The following is a 14,080-nucleotide window of genomic DNA, read 5'->3' on the forward strand; positions in this document are numbered from 1 at the left end:
GCCGACAAGGAGAATCCGAATGATCCGCGCCGAGAGACTCGCCTTGATCCTCACTCTGGGCCTTCTGGTCCCCGCAGCCGCACACGCCAAATCCTGCCCTACGGACACCAGCAAGCTGCGCCGCCACATCGTTTCGTGCCGGGCCGAGAACAGCATGGCGCAATGCCGCAAGGCCGTGGCCGCCATCAGCTGCTCCGTGCAGCGCGAGCTCGCCCTCATCAACGCCGTCGTCATCACGGTCCCGGAAGATGAGATGGGGACTCTGGAGTACAAGCTGGCTTCCGCTCCCGAGGTCCAGGCCTACGAAGAGGACAAGTACGTCAAATGGATCACAGCCGCGGAGCTGACGCTGCCCAAGTTCGAGTTCCCCCCCATCCAGAGCCTGGTCCCGGCTTTCCAGTCCACGTCCAAGGCCGGGCCGAAGGCTGGCGCCCAACTGCCCTGGGGGATCGCGCGGGTCAACGCCCCCGCCGCCTGGAAGACCAGCATGGGAGCGGGCGTGAAGGTCGCGGTCATCGACACGGGCATCGACTATAACCACGCGGCCCTCAAGGTCAACGTGAAGGGCGGGTTCAACGCCGTCGACGAGAAGAACCCGAACGACTTCATGGACGACCAGGGGCACGGCAGCCATGTCTCCGGCACCATCGCCGGGGTCTACAACGGCGGCAACGGCGCCGGCAATTCAGGCGTCATCGGCGTGGCCCCCAAGGCCAGCCTCTACGGCGTCAAGGTCCTCGACGCCCAGGGCGGCGGGAGCTACTCCACCATCATCGCCGGCATCGAGTGGGCCGTGAAGAACGGGATGCAGGTGGCCAACATGAGCTTGGGCGCGCCGGAGGGCACGGACGCCCTGCACCAGGCGATCATAGCGGCCAAGAAGGCGGGGCTGGTCATCATGGCCGCGGCGGGCAACGACTCGGGCGCGCCGGTGGGCTACCCGGCCGCCTACCCGGAGACCATCTGCGTCACGGCCTCCAACGACCAGGACCAGATGGCCTCGTTCTCCAGCAAGGGCTCCGCGCTGACCTTCATCGCCCCCGGCGAGGACATCCTGTCCGTGAAACTCGGCGGCGGCTACATCAAGCACTCCGGCACGTCCATGGCCACCCCGCACATGACGGGCCTGGGCGCTCTGGCCATCGCCTCCGGAGCCAAGGGCTTCGCCGGCGTCAAGAACGCGCTGATGAAAGCCGCCACGCAGCTGCCAGGACTGGCCGCCGACGAGCAGGGCTACGGGCTGGTGGACGCGGCCAAGCTCGTGCGCTAGACTCTGCCCTAACAGAAGCCCGGCTGGGATTTGGCTCCCAGCCGGGCTTTTCGCTGTCCGTCTCGCCGTGAGGACTACGGCAAGGGCATGGACGGGACCTCGTCCGCGGAATCGACCACGCTGAAGAGCTCCTCGGGCTTGGATCCCAGAAGGCCGTCCTCGTAGAGGCGCCGGTACTGCTCGCTCAGGCTGCGGAAGAAATCGCGACCGATGAGGTAGATGCGCAAGGGCGGGTTCTTGCCCCGGTATTTGTTCCGGGCGATGAGCGTGGCCGCTTCCTGCAGGGCGGTCGGGCCGCCCGGATAGACCAAATAGGCTCCCCCCACCTGGCGGGTGTAGCCGCCGGCCGGATCCCGGGAAGGCTTGGCCGGCTTCACCGCCTGGGCTGGAGCCGTCACCGCGGCGATGATCTCGTCGGCCGAATCCACGACCTGGAAAAGCTCGCGCGGCTTGGCCGCCAGGAGCCCCTGCGCGTAGAGCCGGTCGTACTGCGCCTCCAGGCCGCGGTAGAAATCCCGGCCTACGAACAAGATGCGTTTGGGCGGTTCGCTGCCCCGGCGTTCGTTCTGGCCGATCAAGAACGAGGCTTCCTGGATGCTGGAGGCGCCGCCGGGGAACACGAGGAAGGTGTCCGAGACCTTATGGAACTTCTCGATGCGCGCCGCCTCGGAATCCGCGATGCCGATGGCGCGGGCATCCGCCAGGTTCTCGTCGCCCCAAGCCGGGATCCGCACGATGGCCAAATTTTCGCCGGCGCGCGCGCCCGTGCGCGCCGCCTCTTTGGAGGCGGCTGCGGCCGCGTCGTAGGCCGCGCCCATAATGCCGGCGTTGCCGCAGCCGGACAGGATGTTGTAGCCGCGGCGCACCAGCTCCCCTGCGATTCGGGCGGCCAGGTCCATGTGCCGGAGGATCGGGTCCGCGGCGCGGGAACTGCCCAGGACGGTCACGGTCCGGGAGCGCGAATCAGGGGTGGTGTAGCGTTCGTCCAGAGCAGGGATCTCGTCGAAAGTGGCGGGCTTGGGGTCGGCGGCGCCATCGAAAGCCTGGGCCGAGAGCGTCCCCAACTCGTCCTGCCCCCTCTGCCGAGAGGCCTCGATGCCCGCGGTGAGTCCTTGCAGCGAGCCCATGGCCGTGGGCTGGGCCGCGGGCGCCGGAAGGACGGCAGGGGCGGCCGGCACCGCCACCGGCACGGGGAGCAGCAGGGAAAAGGCGGGAGCGGCCAGGAGCGCCGGCGTCAGCGAGGTGAGGCCGGGGTCGGAGAGCAGGTTGTGCGTGACGATCGCGGGGACCAATACTGGCGGAGCCGAGACCCGGCCCCCGGTGAGGAAAATCGCGGCCCCAGCGGACCGCCCCAGGCCGGCAGCCAAGCAGACTGCGCTCAGAACGAGTGACACACGTCTCATAACCTCAGTATAAAGGGCTCGCTGCGCGGGCGCCTGGGCCGACGGGGAAAGCCGCCGGGGACAAAAGGCCTAAAGGAAACGCCCCCTGGCCAGGGCGGACAGGGGGCGTCGGTGCGGCCGGGCGTCAGCGCGGCGCGCAGGCGTCGAATACGATCTTGCCCTTGGTGTAAGAGACCATGTCGCGGCAGTCGATCATGTGGGCATGGAGCACGCTCTTGACCACATGGGTCTTGAGGTCGCACATGTCCACGTCCGCGCAGATGTCGCAGGGCTCGGAGTAATAGTATGCCGCCGTGTCCGTGAGCAAGACCAAGGACATCACGGTCGCCCCGCCTTCGCCGTAGCGGGCCGCGTCATAGCCCAGGTACGGCTTCTGTCCGTCGCGGAACACGGTCTTGGAGTAGCTGCTGGGCTGGTCCAGGGCCGCCTCGCAGGCCTTGAGCTCCGGATAGTCCGGCAGGCCGCGCAGCCGCGCCGGGGCCTTGGCCTGGTCCAGGCTGAGGATCTCGCCCGCGGCGATCTCTTCGCCGGAGGCCAGCTTGGCGTTGGCGAGCTTGCCGAAATTGCCGACCCAGTCCTTGCCCTTGGAGACCAGAACTTCCGAGTTCTCGGCGCCTTCATCCGTGACGATGGTCAGGCCGTAGCCGTCCTGCCCCTTATAGTAGCGCTCGGTGTAGGGCGGCAGATAATCGTTGCGGCCTTCCTCACGGCAGCCCGCATAGGAGAACTCCAGTTCGCGGCCGCCGGTCAGGGTCAGCGCAAACGGCATCTCGAGCTCCTTGGCGTCCCCGCAGGAAGAAGGCTGAGCCATGGCCAGCGCGGCCGCGGCCTCCCGTTTGCCGAGATCCCTCGGCAGGGCGCCGGCGGCCAATTCCTGGGAGATCACGGATTGGACTGCGGAGACGGCGGCGTTGAATCCCGCGTCGTGGTCAGTTTGCGCGGCGGCCGGGGCTGCGGCCAGAGCGGCGAGAACGACGAAGAGCATCATGGGCTTCTCGGCATGGGGCATCGCGTTCCTCCTGTCGGGCGTCTCTGTCATGAGGCCCAACCATTGTACCGCGGCTTCGCTCCGGCCAGATGACAATCAGTTGACAAAAAGACCCGTGCCTGACGTCCTAGGGGCATTAGGTCCCAAGGCCCAGGCGCGCCAGGCGGGCGGGGCTTTTGTATAATCATCCCATCATGCTGAGCATATTAGGCTTGGGTTATTCGCTCGCCAAGACGGAGCTCGACAACGACTTCCTGCACAAGGAGGTCGGCCTGGCTTTGGGTCCGGACTGGGTCAAGGCGCGTCTGGGCATCTACAAGCGGTTCACCATCCTCAGCAAGGACTACATCAAGGACACCAAGAACGCCAATCCCAACGCCGCCATCGCGTTGGCCCGCAGCCAAGGGCAGACCCCCGTCACCTTGGGTGCCGAGGCCGCCCGCCAAGCCCTGGAGCATGCCGGCGTCAAGCCCGAGCAGATCGGCCTCGTCATCGCCAACAACGACACCCCCTTCGAGACCATCCCCAGCACCGCCAACCTGGTGGCCAAGGCCCTGGGCATCGGCTCCGGCCCCCATTTCGACGCCAACACCTCATGCTCGAGCTTCGCCCGCCATATGCAGCTGCTCTGCGAGATGGAGCCCAGCCTGCCCGAATATGTGCTCGCCGTGCAGACCGCGGCCTACACCACCCGCACCGACTACACCACCCGTTGCATGGACGGCTACATCTGGGGCGACGGGGCCGCGGCCCAGGTGCTCTCCGCCAAGCGGCCCGGACGGCTGAAGGTCACGCCCGTCGAATTCGGCACCAAGCCGGACGGCGCCGATGACGTGGTCATCGACGCCGCCGGCCATTTCCACCAGAAGGGAGCGGCGGTCAAGGAGTTCGCGCTGGCCAAGACCTGCGAACTCTTCCGGACCGCGGCGCAGCGCCACGGCCTGGACCTCAAGACCGTCTACACCATCGCCCACCAGAACAATTTCACCATGCAGAGCAAGATCGTCAAAGCCCTGGAGCTCCCCGAGGAGCGCCACCTGCGCAACGTCCAGGACCAGGGCAACACCGCCGCCGCGGGCGTGCCCTCGGTGCTGGCCCAGAACCTGCCCCGCCTCAAGGCCGGCGACTGCATCGTCTACGCCGTGGTCGGCTCCGGCCTGGCCTGGGGCGCGGGAGTCCTCGAGGTCCTGTGAAGGACGGCATCGCGGTCGTCACCGGAGCCACGGGCGGCATCGGCCGCGCCGTGGCCCTGCTCATCGCCGAGCGCTCCCGCGGCCGCCTGCGCCTGGCCCTGCACTGCCGAGGCAATCGGGCCGCGGCCGAAGAGCTCTCGCGCCGCATCCCCGGCTCCTTCGTGGTGGCCGCGGACCTTGCCAGCGGCGAGGGCCGCCAAGCCCTTCTCGACGCGGTACTGGCCCAGGGGGAGCCCACAGTCCTGGTCAACAGCGCGGGCGTGGACAAGCCCTACGAGCCCGGCCTGCTCATCCGGGAGGAGTCCTTCGACCGCATCCTGGCCATCAACCTCAAAGCCCCCCTCTTCCTGATGAAGCTCTTCGGCAAGGTCATGACAGGCTCCGGCGGCGGAGCCATCGTCAACGTGAGCTCGGCCCTGGCCAGCCAAGCCCTGGCCGGCTGCTCCGTCTACCGCGCCTCCAAGGCCGCTTTGGAGGCGCTGACCAAGCAGTTCGCCTTCGAGCTGGGCCGCGGCGGCGTACGGGTCAACGCGGTCGCGCCCGGCTTCGTGGAGACGCCCATGACCGCCGACGTGCCTGAGCAGGTCCGGGAGGGCATCCGCTCCGGGACCGCGCTGGGCCGCTTCGCGACCCCGGAAACCGTGGCCGAGGCCGTCTGGCAGCTCATCGACAACGAATCCATCAGCGGCGCCGTGCTCCCCGTCGACGGGGGCATGAACCTCTAGGAGGCCCAATGAGCCCGAAATACTGCGTGCTTTTCGCCGGACAATCCGTGCAGGCCCAGGGGATGTGCCGTGAGCTCTGGCGCATACCCGCCGCCCGGGACATTCTGGAGCGGCTCAAGCCCTCCTTGGGCGACGACTTGGAGCACATCACCACCGAGATGCCCGGCCCGGAGCTGGCCAAGACCTTCAATGCCCAGCGCGCCATACACGCCCATCATCTGGGCAATTGGTTCGCCTACAAGGCCGCGCATCCGGAGTTGGAGCTCTGCGGCGCGGTCGGCCACTCCATGGGCGTGGTCGCGGCCCTGGTCGCGGCCGGGGCGCTGAGCGTGGAGGACTCCGGGCTCTTCATCCGGGCCCGGGCCCAGGCCTTCTCCGACGTGTGCCGGACCTTCGCCGAGCCCCAGGGCATGGCCGCGGTCATCACCAAGAAGCTCGGCGAGTTCAAAGACCGCATCGCGGCTTTCCCCGGGGTGTCCTTGGCCCTGCACAACACGCTGGGCAAGGGCACCATCGGAGGCAAGCTCGCGGACATCGAGGCCTTCGCGGCGCACGTCAAGAAGGAAGGCTGGCCCATGAAGGTGCTGGTCCTGAAGGTCGAGGGCCCGTATCACACCGCGGCCTTCACCCCGTGCAAGCCGGCCCTTCAGGCCGCGGTGGAGAAGATCGCCCTGCGGCCGCCGCAGATCCCGGTCTTCATGGGAACCTCCGGGCGCGCCGAATCCGACCCGGCGCGCATCCGGTCGCTCCTGGTGGAACAGGCCGACCATCTGGAGCGGCACTTCGACGCGGTCCGGGCCGCCTTCGACGGCGGCTGCCGGGACTTCATCGAGGTCGGGTACAAGCCTCAGCCCATCGCCTGGCTCTCCGACCAGCTCGTCGGCGAAGACGGCAAGGCTCTGGCCGGGGTGGCGGCCCTCGCGGTCAAGACCGAAGCGCTCGGGGAAAAGGTAGAATAGGCCCGCAGGAGGAGAATCCCGATGCCCGCCATCGCTGAGCGCCGCTACCCGCACTCGCCGGTCTTCTACCGCAACCTGCGCCGACCCATGCCCTGCATCGTGCGCGGGGAGGGCTGCTATCTCTACGACGAGGCGGGCAAGCGCTACCTCGACGCCTCGGGTGGGGCCTTCGTGGCCAACATCGGCCACGGAGTGGAGGAGCTCAGCCGCGCCCTCTTCGAGCAGGGGTCCAAGGTGGCCTACGTCAACGGCACCGCCTTCACGAGCGAGCCGGTGGAGGAGCTCGCCGCGGAGCTGGCCACCCTCTCCCCCGCGGGGATGGACAAGGCCTACTTCCTATCCAGCGGCTCCGAGGCCGTGGAGGCGGCGCTCAAGCTCGCCCGGCAGCACTGGGTCGAGATGGGCTTGCACGCCAAGCATAAGGTCATCTCCCAGACCCCGGGCTACCACGGCAACACGCTGCTGGCCCTCTCGGCCTCGGCCCGGGAGCACTACAAGAAGCTCTACGGCCCCTGGCTGGTCAAGGTGCCCATGATTCCGGCGCCCTATCCCTACCGCTGCTCCTGCGCGGGCGCGGCGGAATGCCCGGTCTGCACCGGCGCGGTCCTCGAGGAGGCCATCCTGCGCGAGGATCCCGAGACCGTGGCCGCGTTCATCGCCGAGCCCATCGGCGGCTCCTCCACCGGGGCCAGCGTGCCGCGCCCTGACTACTACAAGCGCGTGCGGGACATCTGCGACCGCTACCAGGTGCTGTTCATCGCCGACGAGGTGCTGACCGGCGCCGGCCGCACGGGCAAGTGGCTGGCCATGGAGTATTACGGTACCCAGCCCGACATCATCACGATGGGCAAGGGCATCAGCGGCGGCTACGTCCCCCTCTCCGCCGTGATCACCTCGCCGCGCATCATCGACCCCATCGCGCGCGGCAGCGGCGCCTTCAAGCACGCCCAGACCTTCTCCCACGTCCCCTCCATCTGCGCCGTGGGGTTGGCCGCGGTGCGCTACATCAAGTCGCGCAAGCTCGTGGACCTGGCCGCCGAGACGGGGCAGACCCTCCAGAAGCGGCTCAAGACCCTGCAGAGCCTGCCCGGTGTGGGCGACGTGCGCGGCATCGGGATGCTGGCCGCCGTCGAGTTCGTGGCCGACAAGGCGACCCGCCGGCCGTTCCCGCGGGCGCTCAAGTTCGCCGAGACCTTCACCGAGGCGGCCCAGGAGGCCGGCCTGGTGGTCTGGCCGAACGTGGGCCAGGCCGACGGCGAGGACGGCGACTTGGTCATGATCGCTCCCCCGTTCATCATCAGCCCGGCGGAGATCGACTCGCTGGTCTCCCTGTTCAAGACCGCCCTGGAGGCGACCCTCCACAAGACCCAAGGAGCCTGATCCATGACGACCAAGACCGCCCCCGCCCAGACCGACTACCCCCGCATCGTGACCGTCCCCCCCGGCCCCAAGGCCCGGAAGGTCATCGCCCTGGACAAGCAGTGGACCTCGCCCTCCTACATCAAGGAGTATCCCCTGGTCATGGCCGGGGGCAAGGGCGCCATGGTCGAGGACGTGGACGGCAACCGCTACATCGACTGGATGGCCGGCATCGCCGTCAATTCGACGGGCTACAACCACCCCCGGGTCATCAAAGCCATCCACGAGGCCGCCGACAAGTTCCTCCACATCTGCGGCACGGATTTCTATTACGAGTCCCTGGCCCTGCTGTGCGAGAAGCTCGCCAAGAGCGCGCCCGGCCCGGACAAATACCGCGTGTTCCTTACGAATTCCGGCACCGAGGCGGTCGAGGGCGCGGTCAAGCTCGCGCGCTACCACACCAAGAGGCCCCAACTCATCGCCTTCGAGGGCGCCTTCCACGGCCGCTCTTACGCCGCGGTGAGCCTGACCTCCAGCAAGGTCAAGTATCGGGCCGGCTTCGGGCCCATGCTCCCGGGAATCAGCCACCTCCCCTACGACAACCCCTACCGGGGCGGCGACCCCATGGCCGCGGCGCACAAGCTCTTCGAGAGCAGGGTCTCGCCCAAGGACGTGGCCGCGGTGTTCATGGAGCCTATCCAGGGAGAGGGCGGCTACATCATGCCCCGGCCCGAGTTCGTGCGCGCCTGGCGCAAGCTCTGCGACGAGCACGGCATCCTGCTTGTCTTCGACGAGATCCAGTCCGGCGTGGGCCGCACCGGCAAGATGTGGGCCTGCGAGCACTTCGGCGTGGAGCCGGACATTCTGCTCACGGCCAAGGGACTGGGCTCCGGCCTGCCCATCGGCGCGATCGTGGCCAAGGAGAAGGTCATGACCTGGGGCCTGGGCACCCACGGCACGACCTTCGGCGGCAATCCGGTCTGCTGCGCCGCGGCTTTGGCCACCCTGGAAATCGTCGAGGGCGGGCTCCTCGCCAACGCGGCCAAGATGGGCGAGCGCCTGCTCGCCGGACTGCGCAAGCTGCAGGAGAATCATCCCTGCATCGGCGATGTCCGCGGCGTGGGCCTGATGATCGGGGTGGAGTTCGTCAAGGACCGCAAGACCAAGGTCCCGGACACCGACCTGGTGGCCAAGCTTGAGCAGCTCGCCTTCCTCAAGGGCCTGCTGCTGCTCTCCTGCGGCAAGGCCGTCATCCGGGTGGCGCCGCCCTTGGTGCTCAACGCTCACGACGTGGACGCGGGCCTGGACATCCTGGACCAGTGCCTCGCCGAGCTGGGAGGCTGAGCATCCGGCCGGTACGGGTCATTCCGCCCCGCTGCGCGGGGCGGTGGCGGGCGAGCTGGCGCTCGCCCGCTCGGCACGGCGACGGATTTACGCCGAAGCTATGCGCTCTCCTTCTTCCGACGGCAAAGTGAAGTAGAAAGTCGAGCCCTTGCCTTCCTCGCTCTGCACCCAGACCGTCCCGCCGTGAAGCTTGATGAATTCGCTGACCAGCGCCAGGCCCAGGCCCACGCCCGGCTGGGAGCCGTCGTTGCTGCCGACCTGGGAGAACTTCTCGAAGAGCTTCTTGATGCCCTCCTTGGATATGCCGCAGCCGGTGTCCTTTACCGCGCAGATCACATGCCCGTGCGCGTCCGGCTTGGCAGCGGCAGCGGCCACGATCTGGCCGCCCTCCGGGGTGAACTTGATGGCGTTGGAGATGAGGTTGGCGAGCACCTGCACGATGCGCTGATGGTCGGCCATGACCATCAGGTCCGGAGACGGGGCCCGGAAGGAGAGGCTGATCCCCTTGTTGTTGGCCCAGGGCTGGAGGCTGTCCACCGCTTCCTTGAGCAGCCCGGTGAGGGAAGTGGGAGCCTGCCGGATGCTGATCTTGCCGGCGCGCAGCTTGGAGAAGTCCAGGATCTCGCTGATCATGGAGCCGAGCTGCTGGCTGTTGCGCAGGCAGACGTCCAGGAAACCGTTGTCCTCCGGCCCCAGCGTCGCTCCGGCCCGCTCGCTCAAGAGCTCCAGCGCGCAGTTGATGGAGGCCAGCGGGGCCTGCAGGTCATGGGTCACGCGCGAGAGGAACTCCTCCTGGAGCCGGAGCGTCTCCTTGAACTTGACCACGTCCGGCAGCCCGGTGTAGGTGCCCACGACCCGGCCGGAGTCGTCCTCGACTACGGCCATGGACCGGCGCAGGGCCCGTCCGACCTCGTGGTCCGCGGACACAGCCACCTCCGGATTGGTCCCAGGCTCGGCGCCGAGGTCCTTGGCCATGGCCACCATATTCTCGCCCGTGGAGACGCTCTCCATGATATTCTTGCCCGCCATATCGGCCAAGCTCTTGCCCGCGAGCTCCTCGGCGGCCGGGTTCATCATGAGGACATTGCCTTCCTTGTCCACGATGACCTTGCCTTCGGCCACGGAGGTGAGCACTTTCGCGGTCAGCGCCTTCTCGCCCCGCAAGGCCGCGGTGGCCTGGGCCACGTGCTCATCCATGGCCTCTTTGACCAGGCGCACCGTGTCCTCGTAGAGATGGACCCGCTCGCCAGGGTCCTCCACCGCGGACTCGACCAGCTTCTTGAGGACGGAGCCGAAGCTCAGCCCGGCCTTGCTGGACGGAGCCGCCGCGCTGGGCGGCTGGGCGGCCCCAGCGCCGGGGCCCGGGCCCGGCGCGGCGCGCGGCGCCGCAGGCAGCGGCTTGGCCGAAGCGCGGGAGTAGCGCTCCTGGTCGTGCCTGATGTGCTTGACGCCCCTCTGGACGAAGAAATCGTCCACCGCGCCCTGGGCCCGCTCCGGCGGTACCGCGGCCAGTTCGCACATGGCGGCAAGCTCGAAAGGCTTTATCCCGCGCCAAAAACTCAGGCTGCGCAAGCCATGCCCCTGGAACAGGATCCGTATGGAGTCAGGGGCCTGGGTCTCGGCCAGCGCCGGCGTCTCGTTGACCAGCCAGCGTCCGTCGGCCAAGGACAGGTCCACGCGCTCCTGCTGCGCGGTCGCGAAGGCCAGGTCCAGAAGGTTGTAGGCTTCACGGATGGCCTCGGCGGCCATGGGGTGGTTGCTGCGGTAGAGCGCCGCCAGCTTGATCGCACGGCCCAGACTGGCGATGTACTCCGCGCCAATCTCCGCCAGGGACGGGGCCTTGGTCCGCGCCGGTCTGGAAGACTCTGAAGCGCCGCCTGGCTTGAGCATCACACACCTCCGAGAGCCGGTGTCCCGTCGCCGCCGGCCGCGGCGTCCCCGAGGATGCGGGCCCAGGCCAGGGCGACCAACGGGTCTCCAGGGTCGGCCTCGTCGCGAAGCAGGGATTGCGCCCGCGCCTCCTGGCCGCTCTCAGCCAGGAGCATGGCCCAGTTGGAGACGGCCAAGGGATGTCCGGGGATGACCTTGAGCGCCTTCTCGAAATAGAAGCCGGCGTCCTGAAGCCGGCCGGCCGCATAGAGCGCCACTCCCATGTCGTTGGGCGCGGCGAAGAAGCCGGGGTCCAGAGCCATGGCCTGGAAAATGGCCGGGGCGTCGGGCTGATAGCCGGAGGCGCACCAGAACTCATGGCAGTTCTGCGCGTCGTAGGCATTGAGCTTCATGGCTTGCTGGCTCTCGGCCAGCCGGCGGTCGGGGTCGGCGCGCTGCCCGCGGCGCAATGCCTTGGCCATGGCGCGATGGGTCTCGGTCAGGTTAGGAGCCGCTTCGAGGGCCTGTTGCGCCTCGTCATAGGCCAATTCGTAGTAGCTGGCGCACTCCTGGCCCGATATCTCGCGCCGGAAGCCCCAAAGGGCGTAGGTCTCGGCTAAAGCCGCAGTGGTCGAGGCCCACAGGCCTGGCTCGAGGTCCCGGGCCTCCAAGTATAGCGCCACCGCCTCCTGGTAGCCCTGGATATCGAAGCGCCGGGCTTGCCTGCGCCCCTCATCGCGCAGGCTCTGGGCTGAGGTCTGGGGAAGGTCCAATACAGCTTCGGGCATATCATCCTCCCATCATGATCTTGAGGGCTTCGTCGACCGAGGTATCCCCGGAGGCCACCACCCGCAGAGCCGCTTGGCGCAGGGTGGTCAGACCCTCCTTTTCCACGAGGTCCTGGAGGGCATCAGCCTGCTGGCTGTTGACGATGAGCTGGCGCAGGGCCAAGCTGTCGACCGGCATCACTTCAAAGACCGACTTGCGGCCCGAGTAGCCGGTTTGATGGCAGTAACCGCAGCCCGGAGCGCGGAACACGGTCTTAAGGGCCGCGACCTCTGCCTCGTTGAGGAACTTCTTGTCCTCGTCCGAGAGCTCGCCCGCCCTCTTGCACCGGGGGCAGAGTTTGCGCACCAGGCGCTGGGCGACGATCAGGCGCACGCTCGCCGCCACCAGATAAGGAGCGACACCCATGTGGACCAGCCGGACGATGGACGCCGGCGCGCTGTTGGTGTGCAAAGTCGAGAAGACTAGGTGCCCGGTGATAGAGGCCTTGACCGCGATCTCCGCGGTCTCCAAGTCCCGGATCTCCCCGATGAGCATGATGTCCGGGTCCTGGCGCAGGAAGGCGCGCAGCGCGGATTCGAAGGTGAGCCCGATGCTGGGCCGGATCTTGACCTGGGAGATGCCGGCCAGCTCGTATTCGACCGGATCCTCCGCGGTCATGATGTTGACGTCCGGACGATTGAGCATGCTGATCATGGTGTAGAGGGTGGTGGTCTTGCCGCTGCCCGTGGGGCCCGTGACCAGGATGAGGCCGTGCGGCGCGTGCAGGGCTTTTTCCACGCAGGCCAGGTCCCGAGGCGTGAGGTCGAGGTCGGCCAGGTTGCCCTTGAGCTTGCTCTGGCCGAGGACGCGCATGACGATCTTCTCGCCCCGGGAGCAGGGCAAGGTGCTGATGCGGAACTCGACCTTGCTGCCTTTGATCTGCGCCCGGAACTGGCCGTCCTGGGGCAAGCGCCGCTCCGTGATGGAGAGGTTGGACATGATCTTGATGCGCGCGGTCAGGCGCGGGTGGATGGCGATGGGCAAGGTGCAGAGCAGCTTGAGGGAGCCGTCGACGCGCACGCGCACGGTGACCTTGTCCTCCCCCGGCTCGATGTGGATGTCGGAGGCCCGCATCTCGACGGCGCGCATGAGGATGCGGTTGACGCGGTTGATGAGGGGAGAATCCTGCGCCAACTCCTCGAGGCCGTGGAGGTCCGCGGCCTCCTCCTTCTTGTCGTCCGCGGACTCGACCGCGATATCGTTATCCCCGGACAGGTCATCCAGAGACTCCTCCCCAATGAGGCCCTCCTCGTCCAGCGCCGCCGGAGCGGTGACCTCCGGAGGAAGCGGAGCCTCGGGCTGCGGCGCTCTGGCCGCGGCTGGGGGGCTTGCCCGAGGCTCCGCTGAACGATCCCCCGGAGGTAAGATGGTGGGCAACTGCACGGGCGGCGCGGGGGTGAAGAAGTCTTCTTCCTCTATGGAAGGGGGCAAAGACGGCGCGACGGTGTTCTCCTCACGCGCGGCCTGGCCCTCTTCGGGGGCTGCGTCGGCCGTCATGGGCGGCGCCGCGTCCGGGGCCGCCTCACCGGGAGTCTCGGGCTCAGGCAGGGACTCCAGCGCCTTCCTGACGCTCTCCAGGAGCTTCCCGTTGCTGACCGGCTTCTCCAGGAAATCCGAGACCTCCAGGTTGATGCTCTTGAGGTGCTGCCGGTTGGGCGCGCCCGTGAACATGATGACCGGGATGCTCCGCAGCTCCATGCGGCTGCGCAGCTCCTGGAGCAGCTCGTAGCCGTTCATCCTGGGCATGTTGAAATCGAGGATGATCAAGTCCGGCTGGTGGCGCAGCACAGACTCCAGAGCGCTGCGCCCGTCCGCCGCCTCCATCACCCGATAGGAGTGCCTGGAGAGCAGGACGCTGACCAAGGAGCGGTAGTCCTTATTGTCTTCGACGACCAGGATGGTCCGCGGCGTCGCCTTCAACTGCACAGACTCCGCTTCAGGTTCAGAAGGCGCGACCGCCGCCGCCCCGTCTCGAGCCCGCCCGCGGAGCATGGCGTCTATTTTCTCGCCCAGCTCCATCAACGGATCCTGATCCATTTTTCCCCCCAGCTGTTGCATCTCAAGTGTAACAGGAGGGCGTCAAGGAATTGTCAAGCGCGCCTCAGCGCGCTTGTGCTGACCGTCTCAGGAAGGATGTTGGCG

General features: G+C 67.7%; 11 protein-coding genes. 6 read left to right on the forward strand and 5 right to left on the reverse strand.

From position 1 onward, the window contains the following. Positions 1 to 19 precede the first annotated feature (19 nt). A complete protein-coding gene (locus NTY77_03550; GenBank protein ID MCX5794554.1) occupies positions 20 to 1,270 on the forward strand; it encodes a S8 family peptidase in 1,251 nt (416 codons plus the stop codon). A 74-nt stretch (positions 1,271 to 1,344) separates the two neighbouring features. On the opposite strand, the gene NTY77_03555 is transcribed toward NTY77_03550, so the two are convergent. Continuing rightward, on the reverse strand, positions 1,345 to 2,562 hold the full coding sequence (locus tag NTY77_03555) for an LOG family protein (GenBank protein ID MCX5794555.1): 1,218 nt from the start codon (positions 2,560 to 2,562) through the stop codon (positions 1,345 to 1,347). A gap of 235 nt (positions 2,563 to 2,797) precedes the next feature. Then, positions 2,798 to 3,682 (reverse strand): hypothetical protein, encoded by an 885-nt coding sequence (locus NTY77_03560; GenBank protein ID MCX5794556.1) that lies wholly within the window; start codon positions 3,680 to 3,682, stop codon positions 2,798 to 2,800. 173 nt (positions 3,683 to 3,855) lie between these two features. Here NTY77_03560 and NTY77_03565 point away from each other — a divergent pair, with 173 nt between their 5' ends. From NTY77_03565 to NTY77_03585, 5 genes are read left to right on the forward strand one after another with little or no spacing between them, the layout of a single operon-like run. Next, complete coding sequence (locus NTY77_03565) at positions 3,856 to 4,854, forward strand: ketoacyl-ACP synthase III (GenBank protein MCX5794557.1); 999 nt, start codon at positions 3,856 to 3,858, stop codon at positions 4,852 to 4,854. Next, entirely contained in the window at positions 4,851 to 5,579 is a 729-nt protein-coding gene (locus NTY77_03570; protein ID MCX5794558.1) for an SDR family NAD(P)-dependent oxidoreductase, read from the forward strand. The genes NTY77_03565 and NTY77_03570 overlap by 4 nt, the downstream gene beginning before the upstream one ends. 8 nt (positions 5,580 to 5,587) lie before the next feature. Beyond that, the gene (locus NTY77_03575; GenBank protein ID MCX5794559.1) at positions 5,588 to 6,538 is read left to right on the forward strand and encodes an acyltransferase domain-containing protein; all 951 of its coding nucleotides are present in this window, start codon (positions 5,588 to 5,590) and stop codon (positions 6,536 to 6,538) included. A 21-nt stretch (positions 6,539 to 6,559) separates the two neighbouring features. Then, entirely contained in the window at positions 6,560 to 7,918 is a 1,359-nt protein-coding gene (locus NTY77_03580) for an aminotransferase class III-fold pyridoxal phosphate-dependent enzyme (protein ID MCX5794560.1), read from the forward strand. 3 nt (positions 7,919 to 7,921) lie between these two features. After that, positions 7,922 to 9,241 carry an acetyl ornithine aminotransferase family protein gene (locus tag NTY77_03585; GenBank protein ID MCX5794561.1) on the forward strand — a complete coding sequence of 440 codons (1,320 nt, stop codon included), beginning with the start codon at positions 7,922 to 7,924 and terminating at the stop codon, positions 9,239 to 9,241. 87 nt (positions 9,242 to 9,328) lie between these two features. Here the strand turns inward: NTY77_03585 and NTY77_03590 are convergent, their stop codons facing one another. Genes NTY77_03590 through NTY77_03600 form a run of 3 tightly spaced genes read right to left on the reverse strand, consistent with a single transcriptional unit; the run spans position 9,329 to position 13,858 of the window. Next, entirely contained in the window at positions 9,329 to 11,131 is a 1,803-nt protein-coding gene (locus NTY77_03590; protein ID MCX5794562.1) for an ATP-binding protein, read from the reverse strand. Further along, a complete protein-coding gene (locus NTY77_03595) occupies positions 11,131 to 11,898 on the reverse strand; it encodes a hypothetical protein (protein MCX5794563.1) in 768 nt (255 codons plus the stop codon). Before NTY77_03595 ends, NTY77_03590 begins: the two co-directional genes overlap by 1 nt. A 1-nt stretch (position 11,899) precedes the next feature. Next, positions 11,900 to 13,858, reverse strand: a complete 1,959-nt coding sequence (locus NTY77_03600; protein ID MCX5794564.1) for an ATPase, T2SS/T4P/T4SS family — start codon at positions 13,856 to 13,858, stop codon at positions 11,900 to 11,902. Positions 13,859 to 14,080: the final 222 nt, after the last annotated feature.

The sequence above is a fragment of the Elusimicrobiota bacterium genome (genome assembly GCA_026388095.1).
Taxonomy (GTDB): Bacteria; Elusimicrobiota; Elusimicrobia; order UBA1565; family UBA9628; genus UBA9628.